The organism is Paracoccus suum, from assembly GCF_003324675.1.
In the GTDB taxonomy this organism is placed as follows: Bacteria; Pseudomonadota; Alphaproteobacteria; order Rhodobacterales; family Rhodobacteraceae; genus Paracoccus; species Paracoccus suum.
Genome location: NZ_CP030918.1, coordinates 1094445 through 1112464, shown reverse-complemented (window position 1 = coordinate 1112464; position 18020 = coordinate 1094445). Strand labels below are relative to the sequence as shown.

Here is an 18020-nt window from a genome sequence, read left to right as displayed (position 1 = left end):
GGCAAAGAAAGGCGGGCCCGTTGGCGCGGCAGCAGGCGCGCCGCTTAGGGGCGGCCCCGGGCATTCATCTCTGGCACTGCGGGCAATAGAAACTCGACCGACCGCTCTGCACGATCCGCCGAATCGTCCCGTTGCAGCCCGGCCGCGGACAGGGGGCACCCTCGCGGTCATAGACGCGGAAGCTGTGCTGGAAATAGCCCAGCTCGCCCGAGGCCTGGCGGTGATCGCGCAGCGACGAGCCGCCGGCGGCAATCGCCTCGGTCAGCACATCGCGGATATGCCCCTGCAGCGCGGCGATCCGCGCAGCCCCGATGCGACCTGCCGCGCGGCGCGGGTCGATGCCAGCGCGGTGCAGCGCCTCGCTGACATAGATGTTGCCGAGACCCGCAACGCGGCGCTGATCCAGTAGCACCTGCTTCACCGGCGCTTTCTTGCCGGCAAACACCGGCGCAAGGTTCAAGTCACCCTCAAGCGGTTCCGGTCCCAGCTTGGCCAGCAGCGGATGCACCGCGCCGGGGGCGATCAGATCCACCATGCCAAAGCGGCGCGCGTCGTTGAAGGTGATGGTCGTGCCATCAGCCATCGTCAGGACCACGTGGTCGTGCCGGGGCAGGACGCCGGGGTCGCGGTGAAACTCGGCCAAGGGCCCACCCTCGACGAGCATGCGCCCCGACATGCCCAGATGCAGCAGCAAGACCGGGCCGCGATCGAGCGTGCCCAGCAGGTATTTCGACCGCCGCCCGAGGTCGGTGACCGTGGCGCCGGTCAGCACCTGCACCAGATCTACCGGCAGCGGCCAGCGCAGGTCCGGCCGGCGCACCTCGACCCGGGCAATCTTCTGGCCGACCAGATGCGGCTCAAGGCCGCGTCGCACCGTCTCGACCTCCGGCAGTTCTGGCATTCCGGGCCCATCCGTTGCACTGTCGCCGCCGATCGGCGGGCGCCCCAGTCTTGCCGGATGTAGCAGGCGAACGGCAAGCACCATGGACGACGGCCCCGGCAGGAAAACCCATTTCGGCTTTCGCGACGTGCCCGAGGATCAGAAGGCCGGGCTGGTGCATGGCGTGTTCTCGCGCGTCGCATCGCGCTATGACGTGATGAACGACCTGATGAGCGTCGGGGTCCATCGCCTGTGGAAAGCCGCGATGATGGACTGGCTGGCGCCGCAAAACGGCCAGCACCTGCTGGATGTGGCGGGCGGGACGGGCGACATCGCCTTTCGCTTTCTGGATCGTGCACCCGGCGCCCATGTGACGGTGTGCGATCTGACAGAGGCGATGCTGATCGAGGGTCGGGCCCGCGCCGAGGCGCAAGCAATGGGGAACTGCCTTGACTGGGTGGTGGGCGACGCCATGGCCCTGCCCTTCGCCGACGCCAGCTTCGACCGCTATACGATCAGCTTCGGCATCCGCAACGTCACCCGGATCGAGGCCGCCCTGTCCGACGCTTACCGCGTGCTGAAACCCGGCGGCCGGTTAGTGGTGCTGGAGTTCAGCCAACTGCCGGTGCCCGCGTTGCAGTGGGCCTACGACCGCTATTCCTTCAACGTGATCCCGCCCCTCGGGCAGGCCGTCGCCAACGACCGCGATAGCTATCAGTACCTGGTCGAATCGATTCGCCGCTTTCCCGATCAGGAGCGTTTCGCTGCCATGATCCGCGATGCGGGCTTTGCTCGCGTCAGTTATCGGAACATGTCGATGGGCATCGCCGCACTGCATTCGGGTTGGAAGATCTAGTTGCGCGGACCGCATAATCTGCTGCGCTTGATCCGAACGGGCGCCACGTTCGAACGGACCGGAGCGATGGGCGCCGCGCTGGACGCCATGGGCGCATCCCCGCGCGTTCGCGCGGCCGCGCGAATCCTCGGCTGGCCATTTCGCTGGCTTGGCTTTCGCGGCGATCCGGCGCTGCCGCCGATCCCGCGCGCCCTGAACGCGCTGGGGCCGGCCTATGTCAAGTTCGGCCAGATCCTGTCGACTCGCGCCGATGTCGTGGGGGTCGATCTGGCCGGCCAGTTGGCGGTGCTGCAGGATCGGCTGCCCCCCTTTCCGACACCGATAGCCCGCCAGATCATCGCGGCAGAACTGGGTGCCCCGCCCGACGAGTTGTTCGCCACCCTGTCCGAGCCAGTCGCCGCAGCCTCGATCGCCCAGGTCCACCGCGCCATTCGCGCCGACACGAGGGGCGAGGTCGCGGTCAAGGTGCTGCGTCCCGGCATCGCCGCCGCCTTCCGGCGCGACATCGACGCCTTTCACTTCGGCGCATCCCTGGTCGAGCGGCTCTCGCCCTCCAGCCGCCGCCTGCGCCCACGCGATGTCGTCTCCCATTTCGAATCGGTCGTGATGGCCGAGCTGGACCTGCGGCTTGAGGCCGCCTCTGCCTCCGAGTTTCGCGAAAATACCAAAGACGACGCCGGTTTTGCCGCACCGCGTCCGCACTGGGACCTGTCGGCACGGCGCGTCATGACCTCGGACTGGGCCGAGGGCACGCCAATGGGTGATGTCGCGGCGATCCGCGCGGCAGGGCATGACCCGGCACGGATCGGGCAGAGCCTGCTGCAACTTTTCCTGCGCCACGCGCTGCGCGACGGCTTTTTTCACGGCGATATGCACCAGGGCAACCTCAAGGTCGCCGCCAACGGGGACATCATCGCCTATGATTTCGGCATCATGGGCGAGATCGACGAGTATACCCGTCGCACCTATGCAGAGATCTTGATGGGCTTCATCCAGCGCGATTACCGCCGCGTCGCCCGCGTCCATTTCGAGGCCGGCTACGTCCCCCGCGACCGCGACATGGACGCCTTCGCCCGTGCGCTGCGCGCGGTGGGCGAGCCGATCTTCGGCGCGGATGCCAGCCGCATCTCGATGGCAAACCTGCTGTCCTACCTTTTCGAGGTGACCGAGCGATTCGGGATGCAGACCCAGACCCAACTGATCCTGCTGCAGCGCACGATGGTGGTGGTCGAGGGCGTGGCCCGGTCGCTGGACCCGCAGATCAACATGTGGCAGGTCGCCCGCCCCGTGGTCGAGGATTACATCCGCGCCAGCCTGGGTCCCAAGGCGATCGCCACCGATGCCAGCCGGGTCCTGCAAACCCTCGCGCGCCACGGCCCGCTGCTGCCGGCGCTGGTCGAGCGCAGCCTGTGGCAGGCCGCCCATCCGCAGCCCGTGGTTCAACCGGCCCCGTCAACTTCGGCGGCGGCGGCTTGGCTGGTCCTGGGTGCGGCGCTCGGCGTTCTGGCGACAGTGCTGGTGGCAGCAATCTTCTGAGCGAGGGCGCGCGCTGCTGCCGCAGGGCGCCTTTTGCCTATCGCCTGCGTCCATAAAAATGGCGAAAATTTGCCACGACGGCTGAGGCAGATTTGCCGCCGACTGAGTCAGGGAGCGCCGACCGTGCTGGCTGGCAACGCTATCTCGCGAATGGCTGTTACGGCGTCCGCGCTGACCTTGATTCCGCCGGCAAGGACAAGTTTTACGCCCTCGGACCCGGTCTCTGCCGCCTCAACGGCGGCGTAGCTGGCCACCCGCGTGGTCGACAAGACCTCGCCATTCTTCATGTTCGCCACCTCAAAGGTGTAGGTCCCGTTCGGCAGCCTTGCCCCTGCCGCGTCCATCCCCAGCCAATCGACCGGACCGTTACCGGCGCCGATACTGTCCTGCGTGACGATCTTGCCCCTCGCGTCCCGGCTGATCAGAACCACATCGTCCGCCGCCGGATCCGAGGTCACCTCCAGGGTGACGGTCTGCCCGGCATAGGCGACAGGCGCGGTCGAGCGCACCTCCTTGCCGATCCAACCCGCATATTGCGTCAGCCCTGCGATCCCACTGCCCCCGCCGTTCATTCCCGTCAGCAGCTCATTCGTGCGGACCTGTTGCTCGACCCCGGAGAAAGTCGCTAGCTGGACCGCAAAGTCCGACCCCTCCATCGGGTTGAGAGGGTCTTGATTCTTGATCTGCGTTGTCAGCATTTTCAGGAACGTCTCGAAGTCGCCGTTCGCGAACGCGCTTTTCTTGGCCGGCGCCGTCTCCGTGCCGCCGGCCGCCACGCCCGGGCTAACGGCCGCCGTTGCCAGTGTCTGGGCCGCCAAACTGTTGATCATCTCATGCTCCTACGTTGCGGCAGTAGCGACCTGCGGCGGTCGCCTGGGAAGTGCGGCGCGGCCGTCACAATCGCAAATCCACGCGGTCGCTGACCTTGCGCGTCTGTTTTGCATTCTCCGGGCGAATGGCCTCGCGGCCGTCAGGCCGGCCGCGAGTGCCGCGCTCGCCCGATTGGCCGCCCATCCCCGGGCTCGGCCCTCCGCCTTGACCGAAATCAAGTCGCGCGTTGCCGATCCCGCTCTCTGCCAACTCTCTGTGCAAAATATCTGCGTTCCGGCGCATCAACTCGGCACTCTCTCCGCGCTCTGCGCGCATCACGATCGCGATGCCTGCATCCCCACGCTCGACCCGAATATCGATCCGGCCCAGTTCATCCCCCTCGAGCGTCAGATGCGCTGCACCATCCCGCATCTCGATGTCGGGGCTGGGAGTCGCGTGATGCGCGCGTGCAAGGGGGGCGTGCACCTGTGTCGGTCGGAATGAGGGCTGGCCGCTCACCCCCGGGGGCGAGGCTGGCTCCCCATGCCGATCGCCGACCGCTGCGTCAAAGACGTGCATGTCATTGAGCTGGGCGTCCGGGGAGGAGGCGCTGCTCAGGCGCGGCTCGTCAGACGACGTCTCCGCCGGGGAAGGCCAATCTGCATGGGGCCAACTAGTTACGTGACTAGTCGATGGCTGCGAAAACTGACGATCCGCGTGAACCTGTCGTTGGACGACGGCGACGAAACCCGCGTGGTCCTCCCGCGGCCGCACGAGCCCTGAGGAAGGAGCGTCCGCTCTGCTATGCACCGCGACCGGCGGGTCCAGCCTGAGTCGCACCTGCCCACCATCATCACCGAGCTCGTCGTCAGTCTCCCCGTCGATCGGTACCTTCGCGGCGTCGTGTTTGGGCAATTCCCCCACCCTCGCGATCTCGATTACCGCGAGAGGCGGACTCGGCGCAGGCTCGTGCCGAACTGGTGCCTGCGGGCGCGGCAAAACTTGCCTTGCTTCATCCGCGCGGGTCTGCATTTCGTCTCCTAGTGTCGGCAGCGGGCCGGCAGGCGTTGGAAAACTGGAGGCGCGCGCGGGGACGTCCCCCGTTTCAGCCACGGTGCCGCGATCGGCAGATGCGCCCGGGCCGCCTTGTCGGGCTGGACGAACGATCGTGGTTCTTTTGCTGACGGCTTCCTCTTTACCTGCACCTTCCGTTTTACCCAGATCCTCGGACGGGGGCATTTGTCGGGCCGTGGTTGCGAGGACATCGGGAGCCGCAGGCGATAACGCATCAGCAGCAACGGATCTGCAGGGCAAGGCGGCGGCATCGCCCGAAGGACGAGCAAGGACTATCTCGCCCGAAAGAGGTGACTTGGATTGTGCCGGTTTGGCGGGCTGGGCCGCCACTTCTTCCGCCAACGGCAGTGCGGGGCGACTTTCCCCTGAGGCCGTCGGTGCGAGTTGCGCCGCAGGCGGACCAAGGGGGACACTCATCACCTGGAGGTCGTTTACGCGGTCGGCGCCCCCCAAAAACTGCCGACGTGCCGACTCCTCTAGGCCGTCCTCTGTGGGCGTCGCGAAACCTTGATCCGCACGGGATTTGGCCGCGTCCACGCTGGATGCTTCCTCGCCCCTCGGACCCGTCCTCGCCGCGTCCCCTGCCGCTTCGGTCCCAAGTGTCGGGAACCAGCCGAAGAAAGTCAGGGCACCCGCCCCGCTCTCCTCCTCCGTCCCCGACAGTCCGGGCGCCTCAGCTTGTTCGGCAACCCCAGCGTCGCAATCCTGCAGATCGGTCGCGACGAAATCGACCAGACTTGCAAAGTCGTCGGATTGGAAAGGCGCCCCGCCGCCGCCAGCCGAACGGTTCAGCGGCGGACAAATCAAGATCAGCGGAGAAATGGCGGGCATGCCGATTCCTTTCGGTTCGCATCCGTCCTACCTCAATCGAATTACCAAATTATTTACCGCTGCGTGATAACAACTCGCGAAGTAATTTAGGGAGTGTGAAATGACCCCTGTCGCAATGTCGGTCCAATCGGGGCGCCCCCTCGCCCCGGCCAACGTGCAACGATCGCCAGCTGATCGGTTGGAGGCCGCTTTTCTGGAGGAGATGATGAAATACATTGGCCCAAAGGCCCGTGAAGGGGCCAACTCCGGCGGGGCTGGCGAGGCGCAGTTCCACTCGTTCCTCACCCGCGGATACGCCGACCTCATGGCCGATCGAATCGATCTGAAGCTGTTTGCGGGGGCACCGAGTGAGCACGCATCTTGACCACCTGGATGGCGCGCGCGACGCGCTCCTTCATGCCGATCCCGCGGGATGCGCCCGCGAGATCGAGGCGTTCGAGGCGCTCTGCGCCGAGCGGCCACCTGCCGTGGAGGACCTCGCCACGTGTGAGGCGCGCTTGCGCGTGCTGGGTTTGATGGCCGACGCCTGTGCGGAGGGGGTCACCGCCGCGCGTCAGGACCTGCAGGACGCGCTGATCGCGGCTGGCAGGCTAACCACCTACGACTCGGCCGGCAGTCGCGCGACACGCAACACTCGCCGCGTCCAAGGACGCCGCTATTAGTTTGAATTTTAGTTTGATCCGATTCGCTCAGCTTACTGAAATTCACTATTTGGAAATCACTGCCCGTTAGACGGGATGCAGGCAGAAAGTCACGCAGGGCTCGGGCGAGCTCAAAGGTCAGAAGACCAGTCATCACTCGGGGCCAAACGCCCCAAAACTGGAGGACGTCATGTCCAGCATTCTGACCAATAACGGCGCCATGGTTGCGCTTCAGACCCTCAAGGGCATCAACGCCAGCATGGCGAAGACGCAAAGCGAGATCTCGACCGGAAAATCCGTGGCAAACGCCAAGGACAATGCCGCCGTGTGGGCGATTTCCAAGGTAATGGAAGCCGACGTCAAAGGCTTCAAGGGCATTTCCGACAGCCTCGCACTCGGTGCCTCTACCATTGCGGTCGCCCGGAACGCGGCGGAGTCCGTCACCGACCTGCTGACCGAAATCAAGTCCAAGGTCGTTGCCGCGCAGGAAAAGAACGTCGACCGCGCCAAGATCCAGACCGACATCACCGCCCTGAAAGAACAGATCAAGACGGTGATCGGCTCGGCCCAGTTCAACGGGCTGAACCTGGTTGACGGCAGCTCCAGCGAGCCGCTCTCGATCCTGTCGTCGCTCGACCGCAACTCCTCGGGTGTGACAGCGTCCCACATCACCTTTGACCGCAAGGATCTGTCGGTGACCAACACCTCGGTCGCCCAGGTGTTTGGCGGGACCGCGGTCACCGACCAGACGATCGTGGCCAACGGCGCTGCAGCTGCCGGCACGGCGGCAACTGTCGCAACCGGCGCGACACAGACGATCAACATCGCCTCCGTCGCAGACGGCAACAGCTATCGCATGGTCCTCGACGACAGTGCGGCGGGCAGCAAGAACATCATCGGCAAGCGGACCTTCGAGTATGTGGCCAACCCCTCCGACAGCATGGAGTCGGTGGCGGCTAACCTGACCTCTCAGATCAGCCGCTTTCTCGGCGCGACCGGCGCAACCAAGTACTCGGTCGTCCGTGACGGTGATGCCATCAAGCTGACCAACAACTCGGGCGCCGATCTCAGCGTTCTGGCAGAGAGCGCAACGGGCGGCACGGCGGCTTCGACCGACGGGTCGATGTCTGCTCTGAACACGATCGACGTGACCACCGATGCAGGCGCAACCGGCGCTCTGGCATCGATCGAAGCGCTGCTCAACGTGTCAATCGATGCCGCCGCCGCCTTCGGATCGGTCGAGAAGCGGATCTCGATCCAGTCCGACTTCGTCGGCAAACTGGGCGATTCGCTAACCTCCGGCGTCGGCTCGATGGTCGATGCCAACATGGAGGAGACCTCGGCACGGCTGCAGGCGCTGCAGGTCCAGCAGCAGCTGGCAACGCAGTCGCTTTCTATCGCCAACCAGGCCCCGCAGGCACTGCTGTCGCTTTTCCGCTGATCGCAACCTGACAAAACGGAGGGCGCCCAGGCGCCCTCCGTCTCAGCCGCGCCGGCAGGACGCCGGTGTTCCTTATCAGGAAAAGACGCGCACGCATGAACGCTCTTCCTACGCCGACCTACGGCTCGGCCCTTTCCCCCACCAAAAGCCCTCGCGATGCAGAAGCTACGATCCTCGCCAGAATTACGGCGCGCATGGTGAGCAGCGCGACTCAAGGCCAAGTCGCCTTCCCTCAACTGGTCGAGGCCTTGTCGGACAACCGCCGTTTCTGGTCCACTTGTGCCGGCGATCTGGCCGCCGACGGAAACTCGCTGCCGATCGCATTGCGGGCGCAGTTGATTTCGCTCGCCGACTTTGTGCAGGCGCACACCGCCCGGGTGCTCTCGCAACACGCCTCCATTGAACCGCTGACCGCCATCAATCGCGCCATCATCGAGGGGCTTTCCGCCGAAAGGCTCGCGGCATGAGCAGCGGCGGCCTGGTTATCTCTCTTGCGCCAAACGAGCGTATCCTGATCAACGGGGCGGTGGTCGAAAACGGTGACCGCCGTGCGCGGCTGTCTATCAAGACCCCGCAAGCAAACATCCTGCGGCTGTGCGATGCGATCCATCCCGAGGACGCCACGACCCCCGTCAAACGCGCCATTTACCAGTGCCAGCTAATCCTGTCGGGGGATATTGCGCGCCCCGAAGGGCGCCAACTCCTCCTGCGCGCGCTGGAGGAACTCAGCCAGGTCTTTACCGATTGCGACAGTCGCGGAATGTTGGCGCGCGCCTCTGCTGCAACCATCGTCGAGAACGAATACGGTGCGCTCAAGGCGCTGCGATCACTTGTCGACCGCGAGGCGCGCATGTTCGCGTCGCTGCAGTGAGCGTTGCGCTCGCGCTCGGAGGGATGACCGGTTGGCGCCTTCTTCAGCGCACGGGAACGGCCGCGGTCGAGCGCTTTGCCTCTGGCACGCAGATTGCCCGGACGACTGAAAAGTTCGCTGCGGCAAAGGACAGCTTTGGGTCGGCTGAGGAGATCGTCGGCAATTACAACACGATGAAAGTCGCGCTTACTGCTTTCGGACTCGAGGGCGACATCAACAACAAGGCTTTCATTCGCAAGGTACTGGAAAGCGATCTTGGCGATGCGAAAAGTCTTGCGCACCGCCTTTCGGACAAGCGCTACCTCAAGCTCGCGCAGGCATTTTCCTTGGGGCCAGGCGGAACACGCCCCAAACCCGAAACGGTGGTGAACCTTGTCAGAAAGGCGTACGTCGAACACGCGTTCGAACTTTCGGTGGGCGAGACGGACGAGAGTCTGCGCTTGGCGCTGAATGCAAAGCGGGAACTGAACTTGCTCGCCAATCGCAAGTCGACCGAAAGCACAAAGTGGTACACAATCCTGGGCTCGCCCCCGCTTCGCAGCGTCATTGAAGGGGCGTTAGGTGTCCCCGGTTCTGTGGCCAAGGCGCCCATCGACCAACAACTGGACACATTCCGAGCAGCTGCAGGCCGGATGTTCGGGAGCAGTTTCTTTGACAAACTCAACGACTCAGCGAACTTGGACAAACTCATCGAAACCTATGTTGCGAGAAGCGCGGCGAGTAACCAGCAGGCCGGATACTCTGGCCCCTACACCACCGCACTCGCAATTCTTACGGGCTGATTCCGCTGGCCGGAGCGTGATTGGCTCGCCGGAGCGAAGCTTATAGACCGCTGCCTAGCGGCTCCGTCTTCTCAGTCACAGCCCGCAGCAGGTGCCGGTCAATGTGGTTGAAAACGACTGAGTTGAGCCGGCACCGCACTCCCGAACTTTCCCGATGCCCTAATTCCACGACCGATCCGCCAACGGGACGCCACGCCGGCCTCCCCGCGCGCTCCCCTCTCCGCTTGCGCGCCCGCGCCCCTCGACTATAACCCCGCAGGATTTGCGCCGGCCCCTTCGGCGCCGCTGACCCCGGGGTTCCCATGCCGAAACGCACCGATATCCGCTCGATCCTCATCATCGGCGCTGGTCCCATTGTCATCGGGCAGGCCTGCGAGTTCGACTACTCTGGCGCCCAAGCCTGCAAGGCCCTGCGGGAAGAGGGGTATCGCGTCATTCTGGTAAACTCGAACCCGGCGACCATCATGACCGACCCTGGCCTAGCCGATGCCACCTATATCGAGCCGATTACCCCCGAGATCGTGGAAAAGATCATCGCGGCCGAACGCCCGGACGCACTGCTGCCGACCATGGGCGGGCAGACCGCGCTGAACACTGCCTTGGCCCTCGCTGACATGGGCGTTCTTGACCGCTATAATGTCGAGTTGATCGGGGCAAAGCGCGAAGCCATCGAAATGGCCGAGGACCGCGGCCTCTTTCGCAAGGCTATGGACCGCATCGGGCTGGAAAACCCGCGCGCGACCATCATCACGGCACCCAAGCGTTCAGACGGCCGCTTCGACGTCTCGGCCGGCGTCCGCCTTGCGCTTGAAGCCATCGAAGTCGTCGGACTGCCCGCGATTATCCGCCCGGCCTTTACCCTCGGCGGCACCGGGGGCGGCGTTGCCTACAACCGTGACGACTATGAGGCGATCTGCCGCAGCGGCCTCGATGCCTCGCCGGTGGGCCAGATTCTCGTCGACGAATCCCTCCTCGGCTGGAAAGAGTTCGAGATGGAGGTCGTGCGCGACAAGGCGGACAACGCCATCATCGTGTGCGCCATCGAGAACGTCGACCCAATGGGGGTGCATACCGGCGACTCCATCACCGTCGCCCCGGCCTTGACGCTCACCGACCGCGAGTACCAGCGTATGCGCAATGGCTCGATCGCCGTGCTGCGCGAGATCGGGGTCGAGACCGGCGGCAGCAACGTGCAATGGGCCATCAATCCCGCCGACGGCCGCATGGTCGTGATCGAGATGAACCCACGCGTCAGCCGCAGTTCAGCCCTCGCCTCCAAGGCGACCGGCTTTCCGATCGCCAAGATCGCCGCAAAACTTGCCATCGGCTACACCCTCGATGAGCTCGACAACGACATCACCGGCGTCACCCCGGCCAGTTTCGAGCCGTCCATCGACTATGTCGTGACCAAGATCCCGCGTTTTGCGTTTGAAAAATTTCCCGGCGCCAAGCCCGAGCTGACCACCGCAATGAAGTCCGTGGGCGAGGTCATGGCCATCGGCCGCAGCTTCCACGAATCGCTGCAAAAGGCCCTCGCCAGCATGGAGACCGGCCTCACCGGTCTCGACGAAATCGCCGTCGAGGGCGCGGCCGAGGAGGGCCGTCCCGCCTTCGTCGCCGCGCTCAGTCGCCAGACCCCCGACCGCATCCGCGTCATTGCCGAGGCGATGCGCGCCGGCTTCACAGATGACGAGATCAACACCATCACTGCCTGGGACCCCTGGTTCCTTGCCCGCCTGCGCGAGATCGTCGATGCCGAGCATGAGGTCCGCCACCAAGGCCTGCCGACCGACGCCACCGGCCTGCGCCGCCTGAAATCGCAGGGCTTTACCGATGCCCGCCTCGCGCATCTGACCGACGCGCCCGAGGCCGAGGTTCGCCGCACACGCCGGCGCGCGGGCGTCGCCCCCGTGTTCAAGCGCATCGACACCTGCGCGGCGGAATTCGAGGCCCAGACTCCCTACATGTATTCGACCTACGAAGCCCCGGCGATGGGCGAGGTCGAGGATGAATCGCGCCCCAGCGACCGCAAGAAGGTCGTCATCCTTGGCGGCGGTCCCAACCGCATCGGCCAGGGGATCGAGTTCGACTACTGCTGCTGCCACGCCTGCTATGCGCTGACCGACGCCGGCTACGAGACGATCATGGTCAACTGCAACCCCGAGACTGTCTCGACCGACTACGACACCTCGGACCGGCTTTACTTTGAGCCGCTGACGCTCGAGCACGTCCTGGAAATCCTGCGAGTCGAGCAGCAGAACGGCACCCTGCATGGCGTCATCGTCCAGTTCGGCGGCCAGACGCCCCTGAAGCTCGCCAACGCGCTTGAGGCGGAGGGCATTCCGATCCTCGGCACCACGCCGGATGCCATCGACCTCGCCGAGGATCGCGAGCGTTTTCAGCAACTTCTGAACCGCCTTGGCCTCAAGCAGCCGGTCAACGGCATTGCCCGCAGCCCGGACGAGGCGCTGCGCATCGCGGAGACCGTTGGCTACCCGCTGGTGATCCGCCCCTCGTATGTCCTCGGCGGCCGGGCGATGGAGATCGTGCGCGACGAGGCCCAGCTGCGGCGCTACATCACCACGGCCGTGCATGTTTCGGGTGACAACCCGGTCCTGCTGGACAGCTACCTGTCGGGCGCGATCGAGGTTGACGTCGACGCCCTCAGCGACGGCGAGGCGGTCCATGTCGCGGGCATCATGGAACATATCGAGGAAGCCGGGGTCCATTCCGGCGACAGCGCCTGCTCGCTGCCGCCGCACACCCTGGACGCCGCGACGGTCGAGGAGCTCAAGCGTCAGACCGTCGCCATGGCCCGCGCGCTGCGGGTCGTCGGCCTGATGAACGTCCAGTTCGCGATCAAGGACGGCGAGATCTTCGTGCTGGAGGTCAATCCCCGCGCCAGCCGCACCGTGCCGTTCGTCGCCAAGGCCACCGACAGCGCCCTCGCCAGCATCGCCGCCCGGCTGATGGCCGGCGAGCCGCTGTCGAACTTTCCGCTGCGCCCCGCCTATCCCGCGGGCGTCGGCCCCGACACGCCCTTGCCCTACGCCGACCCGCTGACCCTGGCGGACCCGGTCACCCCGTGGTTCTCGGTCAAGGAGGCCGTGCTGCCCTTCGCCCGCTTCCCCGGCGTCGACACGCTGCTGGGGCCGGAAATGCGTTCCACCGGAGAGGTCATGGGCTGGGACCGCAACTTCGCCCGCGCGTTCCTCAAGGCGCAGATGGGCGCCGGCACCCACCTGCCCGAATCGGGGCGCGTCTTCGTCTCGGTCAAGGATAGCGACAAGACGTCCGAGATGGCCGCCGCCATGCGCGACCTTTCGGGGATGGGCTTTACCCTGATCGCCACCAAGGGCACCGCCGATTTCCTGCGCGGCGCGGATGTCGAGGCGGAACTGGTCAACAAGGTTTATGAAGGTCGCCCGAACATCGTCGACCGCCTGAAAAACGACGACATCGCGATGGTCCTGAACACCACCGAGGGCGCCCAGGCCATCGCAGATTCCCGCGACATCCGCTCGGTCGCGCTTTACGCTAAGATCCCCTATTTCACGACCGCTGCCGGAGCGATCGCCGCGGTGGCCGCGATTCAGTCCCGCGGGGACGGGGATGTGGGAGTTAGGACGTTGCAGGGGTGAGGGTCACGACAGGGCTCACCCCAACTCAGTCCTGAGTCATTTGGCCGGAACCTGCCTCCCTACTGGTTCCGGCGCCTTTTGAGTAGCTTCACACGAGTTGACCTTGTTGTCAGCCGAGAACGAGCGAGTGTAGTCAGCGCGCTTTCCTTCACTGAGCGTATCGAATCGCTTGCTCGTCTCATACAGAGACCTACCAAACGCAAATTTTTCAGTTGCGTCCAAGTTGTTACGCATGGTGTCCTCCTACAACACTACCTGATCTGACCACATCTTGAGGCGGGTGGGTATAGTTTTTGGGAGGGTCGCAAAAAAAATGCTAACGCAGTTAAAGGGTGCCGAGCTGGTAATTGGCCTAGTCGGCAGGATGGGTGTGGAAACCAAGGACGTGGTTGAAATCCTTACGCAATGCCTCAGCTCGCTGAACTACCTAACTTCCCACATAAAACTAACAGATTTAGTTAAAGAAGAGCGGCTTAACTTCGATATCGTTGAGAATCCAATAGAGAAAAGATACCAAACATACATTGCGGCTTGCAACGATGTGCAAGAAAAATCTGAGAATGATGCAATCTTTGCTGCATACGCCATTTCAAGAATAAGACAAATCAGGCGTGAATTCACTGGCGACGAAAACTCTCCAGCGCCCCGGAGAGCATACATTGTCGATCAAATCAAAAGGAAGGAAGAAGCGGAAGCACTGCAAGCGGTTTACGGTCAGCAATTCATCTTAGTGTCGTGTCATATTCCATTAGATCAACGACTTTCGATATTGTCTCGGAGGATTGCAGATGATCATGCAGAAGCTCCCCGCCAAGCGTCTTGGAACAAAACAGCACAAGACTTGATAAACCAAGACGATGATGAGGCAAGCGCGAGGCATGGCCAACGAGTGAGCAAAGTATTCCCCCTTGCCGATGTCATAATCGACCCCTCTCAACCAAAATTATCGCGCGAAATAGTAAATAGATTTTTCTTTGGCCTGTTCGGAAACTTCAAAATATCCCCTACCAGGTCTGAATTTTTTCAGAATATAGCATATCAAACTTCCCTTGCTTCCATCGATACTGCTAGGCAGGTCGGTGCAGTAGTTGCCGTTGAGGGCACAATGATTGCCTCCGGATACAATGAGGCACCAAAAGCTTTCGGGGGAACCTACTGGCCAGAAGATGGAATTGACGCTCGGGACGTTGCGTTAGGAAAGGATATAAATACAGTAAGAAAGAGGCAGATGGTTCTTGAGATTGTAAGCCTCCTGAAGCCTTATATGAAGGATGAGCATCAGTCCGATACGCAATTTCCGAGCAAAATGCTCGACGAGAAGGATGCTCCGCTCAAAGACTCGCAGATCATGGACTCATTGGAGTACGGACGCGCTGTTCATGCAGAAATGAGCGCACTCACTTCTGCAGCTCGCAACGGCAGCACACTTAAGGATGGCGAACTCTTTTGCACAACCTTCCCATGCCACAACTGCTCTAAGCATATCGTTGCAGCAGGTATTCGTCGAGTAACTTACCTGGAGCCGTATGCCAAGAGCTTTACATCCGATCTGTATCCCGACTCTATAGATATAGATCAATCATCGCCATCACCTGAGAAAGTGGAGTTTCGCCAATTTACAGGAATAACCCACGTGCGCTTCTCTCGGATATTTTCCAAGTCTCGCATGAAAGATGATAAAGGTAACATATTGCCGTGGGCAGCCGCAAGCGCGAGCCCAAATTTGGGGAAGGTTGACCAAGACCATCCAGATCGCGAAATAATATTTCAACGGCGAACTTTTGATAACCTCACTCCGGAGGGCAAAGAATTTCTAGGCGCGGTGCCAGTGCCAGATGAAGCTCTGGTTGATCTATAGCGAGGCAGAAGAGCAAAACAGCATAGGCAGCCGTAAGGTATGGCTTGCTCACGGCCAATGGCAGACAAAAACTCCGCCTATCTCCCCCTTAACCACGCAATCGTATCCGCCCGCCCCGAGCGTTTCTCCTCCCCGATCGGCACACCCTACTCGTCGCTCAGCAACCGGGCGGCGTCGGGACCCAGGTCCTCGAAATCCTTCTGGGCCTCGCCCCAGCCCGGCTTGCGGCCGTCCAGCCCCTCTTTTTCCCGGTGGAAAAGGTAGTCCATCGTCTCGCCCCCACGCAGCAGCCCCGACAGCCGCGCGTGCATGAAGGCCCGCAGCACTAGGTTCGTCTCGGCCCGGTTGCTGCTCTGTTCCAACTGATGCGCCGGGGCTATGCGGCGCCCTTACCCCTCCCCAATCTCCCCCAAAAACACCGCCCCGAACCGTTCGGCCCGCGCCTCCCCGATAATCCGCTCCAGCGCCGCCAAGTCCCTCGGTCGCGCCTTCGCCACAGCCGCGAGCATCCCCCGCGTGCAGGCCATGTATTTGCCCGTTCCGTCCGCGCCCCGCAGCAGCGCGGTCTGCGCGGCCTCCAGCCGGTCGGCGAGGGCGCCTTCGGGGCGGCCGGCCAGTTTGCGCCGGGCGGGGTGGACGGCCGGGGCCTCGCCCGCGATAACCTCGAGGAAGGCCGCGCCATAGGCTTCCAGCTTTTTCGCGCCGACGCCTGGGATGCGGGCCATGTCGTCGAGGTCCTGCGGGCGGCGCTCGGCCATCTCGATCAGGGTCTTGTCCGGAAAGACGACATAGGCCGGCACGCGCTGCGCCTCGGCCAGGGCGCGCCGCCGGGCCTTCAGCGCGGACAGCAGGCCCGCGTCCTCCTCGGCCACCATGGCGCGCGGCTCGGGGCGGGGCGCGCGTTTGGCCAGCGCGTCGCGTTTCAGCGAGACGCTGGTCTCGCCCCGCAGGACGGGGTGGGCGTCGGGGGTGATGCGCAGCGCGCCGTGCCGCTCGGGGTCGGGGCGGCAGAGATCGCGCCCCAGCATCTGGCGGATCACGCCCTGCCATTCGCCCTTAGACAGATCGCGCCCGACGCCAAAGGTCGGCAGTTGGTCATGGCCGCGCGCCTTGACCTTTTCGGTGGCCGAGCCGGTCAGGATGTCGATGACATGGCCCGCGCCGAACCACTCGCCGCTGCGCAGCATGGCGGAGAGCGCCTTGCGCACCGCCTCGGTGGCATCCCACAGTTCGGGCGGGCGGTCGCAATGATCGCAATTGCCGCAGGGCGCGGTGTCCTCGCCGAAATAGCGCAGCAGGACCTGACGGCGGCAGCCCGGCGCGTCGGCCAGTCCCAGCAGGGCGTTCAGACGGCCATGGTCGGCCGACTTGCGGCTGTCATCGGCCAGCCCCTCGTCGATCTGGCTGCGGCGCAGGCGGATGTCGTCGGTGCCGAACAACGTCAGCGTCTCGGCCGGCGCGCCGTCGCGGCCCGCGCGACCGATTTCCTGATAGTAGGACTCGATGGACTTGGGCAGGTCGGCATGGGCCACCCAGCGGATGTCAGGCTTGTCGATGCCCATGCCAAAGGCGACGGTCGCGGCGACGATCAGCCCGTCCTCGCGCTGAAAGCGGCCCTCGGCCTCACGCCGCGCCTCGGCCTCCATGCCGCCGTGATAGCTGATCGCCGGCTGGCCGGCGGCATTCAGGGCGGCAGCCAGCGTCTCGGTCCGGGCGCGTGTGGCACAATAGACGATGCCCGACTGGCCGGCGCGCGCGGCGGCGAAATCCAGGATCTGCGCGCGCGGGCCGTCCTTGGCCGCAAAGGCGAGGTGAATGTTTGGCCGGTCAAAGCCGTGCAGGAACACCTGTGGGACGGCGCCGTCGAACAGGCGGGCGATGATCTCGCCGCGGGTTTCGGCGTCGGCGGTCGCCGTGAAGGCGGCCAGCGGCACCCCCAGCGCGCGGCGCAACTCGCCGATGCGCAGGTAGTCGGGGCGGAAGTCATGGCCCCAGGCACTGACGCAATGCGCCTCGTCGACGGCGATCGCGCTGACCCCGGCGCGGCGCAGCAGCGGCAGCGTGCCGCCGGCGGCAAGGCGCTCAGGCGCCATGTAGAGCAGCTTCAGCGAGCCGTCGCGCAGGGCGGAAAAGACCTCGTCACTCTCGGCCTCGGTATGGCCAGAGGTCAGCGCACCAGCAGCAACGCCCGAGGCCTTCAGCGCCCCGACCTGGTCGCGCATCAGGGCAATCAGCGGCGAGATGACCAGCGTCACCCCATCCCGCATGAGGGCGGGCAGTTGGAAGCACAGCGATTTGCCGCCGCCGGTCGGCATGATCGCCAGCACGTCGCGGCCGGCCGCGACCGCCTCGACGATCTCCTGCTGGCCGGGGCGGAAGGCGTCAAAGCCCCAGACTTCGCGCAGCAGGTCCGTAGGCATCAGTAGCCGTAGAACCAGCCGGCGTTGTTGGCGAGCGCGCGCTGCAGGATGATGATGCAGATGAACACCACCAGCGGCGCCAGATCGAGGCCCCCGGTATTGGGCAGGATGCGCCGCACGGGACCGTAGATCGGCTCGAGCAGATTGTTCAGCCCCTGCCAGACCTGCGCTACCAGCGGCTGGCGCAGGTTCAACACCTGAAAGTTGATCAGCCAGGACAGGATGATGTGGGCGATCATGACAAACCACACCACATTCAGCAGCATTTGCAGTGCTTCGTAGATCGTGCCCATTCCCAACCCATCTGTCTTGCCCGGCCTTGCCTGCAGGTAAGCGACGCGGGCGGCCCGCGCAACCGCCCGCGGCGCACACGCCGGGT

The 18020-nt window shown here is 64.1% G+C and carries 15 protein-coding genes; 9 read left to right on the top strand and 6 right to left on the bottom strand.

Annotated features, from left to right (window positions below; genetic code table 11):
* Positions 1–64: 64 nt before the first annotated feature.
* Positions 65–901 (bottom strand): bifunctional DNA-formamidopyrimidine glycosylase/DNA-(apurinic or apyrimidinic site) lyase, encoded by an 837-nt coding sequence (mutM, locus tag DRW48_RS05370; RefSeq protein WP_114077385.1) that lies wholly within the window; start codon positions 899–901, stop codon positions 65–67.
* A gap of 82 nt (positions 902–983) precedes the next feature.
* Here mutM and ubiE point away from each other — a divergent pair, with 82 nt between their 5' ends.
* Entirely contained in the window at positions 984–1736 is a 753-nt protein-coding gene (ubiE, locus tag DRW48_RS05365; RefSeq protein ID WP_114075508.1) for a bifunctional demethylmenaquinone methyltransferase/2-methoxy-6-polyprenyl-1,4-benzoquinol methylase UbiE, read from the top strand.
* Positions 1737–3272: a 2-polyprenylphenol 6-hydroxylase gene (gene ubiB / locus DRW48_RS05360; RefSeq protein ID WP_114075507.1), complete on the top strand. Its 1536-nt coding sequence runs from the start codon at positions 1737–1739 to the stop codon at positions 3270–3272.
* Positions 3273–3379: 107 nt separating this feature from the next.
* Here the strand turns inward: ubiB and DRW48_RS05355 are convergent, their stop codons facing one another.
* Positions 3380–4102 (bottom strand): flagellar hook capping FlgD N-terminal domain-containing protein, encoded by a 723-nt coding sequence (locus DRW48_RS05355; RefSeq protein ID WP_114075506.1) that lies wholly within the window; start codon positions 4100–4102, stop codon positions 3380–3382.
* A 64-nt stretch (positions 4103–4166) separates the two neighbouring features.
* Positions 4167–5987 (bottom strand): flagellar hook-length control protein FliK, encoded by a 1821-nt coding sequence (fliK, locus tag DRW48_RS05350; RefSeq protein ID WP_114075505.1) that lies wholly within the window; start codon positions 5985–5987, stop codon positions 4167–4169.
* A 347-nt stretch (positions 5988–6334) separates the two neighbouring features.
* On the opposite strand from fliK, the gene DRW48_RS05340 reads away from it, so the two are divergent.
* The 7 genes from DRW48_RS05340 (at position 6335) to DRW48_RS05310 (ending at position 15221) form a co-directional block, all read left to right on the top strand.
* Positions 6335–6649, top strand: coding sequence for a hypothetical protein (locus tag DRW48_RS05340; RefSeq protein ID WP_114075503.1), 315 nt, complete (start codon positions 6335–6337; stop codon positions 6647–6649).
* A gap of 169 nt (positions 6650–6818) precedes the next feature.
* Positions 6819–8069, top strand: a complete 1251-nt coding sequence (locus DRW48_RS05335) for a flagellin (protein ID WP_114075502.1) — start codon at positions 6819–6821, stop codon at positions 8067–8069.
* A gap of 65 nt (positions 8070–8134) precedes the next feature.
* Entirely contained in the window at positions 8135–8536 is a 402-nt protein-coding gene (gene flaF / locus DRW48_RS05330) for a flagellar biosynthesis regulator FlaF (RefSeq protein ID WP_162784681.1), read from the top strand.
* Complete coding sequence (locus DRW48_RS05325) at positions 8533–8940, top strand: flagellar biosynthesis repressor FlbT (RefSeq protein ID WP_114075500.1); 408 nt, start codon at positions 8533–8535, stop codon at positions 8938–8940. Before flaF ends, DRW48_RS05325 begins: the two co-directional genes overlap by 4 nt.
* A 23-nt stretch (positions 8941–8963) precedes the next feature.
* Positions 8964–9722: a DUF1217 domain-containing protein gene (locus DRW48_RS05320; RefSeq protein WP_114075499.1), complete on the top strand. Its 759-nt coding sequence runs from the start codon at positions 8964–8966 to the stop codon at positions 9720–9722.
* 302 nt (positions 9723–10024) lie between these two features.
* Positions 10025–13363, top strand: a complete 3339-nt coding sequence (gene carB, locus DRW48_RS05315) for a carbamoyl-phosphate synthase large subunit (RefSeq protein ID WP_114075498.1) — start codon at positions 10025–10027, stop codon at positions 13361–13363.
* A gap of 370 nt (positions 13364–13733) precedes the next feature.
* On the top strand, positions 13734–15221 hold the full coding sequence (locus DRW48_RS05310) for a deaminase (RefSeq protein WP_162784680.1): 1488 nt from the start codon (positions 13734–13736) through the stop codon (positions 15219–15221).
* 146 nt (positions 15222–15367) lie between these two features.
* Here the strand turns inward: DRW48_RS05310 and DRW48_RS05305 are convergent, their stop codons facing one another.
* The 3 genes from DRW48_RS05305 to DRW48_RS05295 are packed head-to-tail and all read right to left on the bottom strand — an operon-like array spanning position 15368 to position 17934.
* The gene (locus DRW48_RS05305) at positions 15368–15583 is read right to left on the bottom strand and encodes a hypothetical protein (RefSeq protein WP_114075496.1); all 216 of its coding nucleotides are present in this window, start codon (positions 15581–15583) and stop codon (positions 15368–15370) included.
* A gap of 27 nt (positions 15584–15610) precedes the next feature.
* Positions 15611–17641 (bottom strand): DNA helicase RecQ, encoded by a 2031-nt coding sequence (recQ, locus tag DRW48_RS05300; RefSeq protein ID WP_114075495.1) that lies wholly within the window; start codon positions 17639–17641, stop codon positions 15611–15613.
* Positions 17641–17934, bottom strand: coding sequence for a YggT family protein (locus tag DRW48_RS05295; RefSeq protein WP_114075494.1), 294 nt, complete (start codon positions 17932–17934; stop codon positions 17641–17643). Before DRW48_RS05295 ends, recQ begins: the two co-directional genes overlap by 1 nt.
* Positions 17935–18020 lie beyond the last annotated feature (86 nt).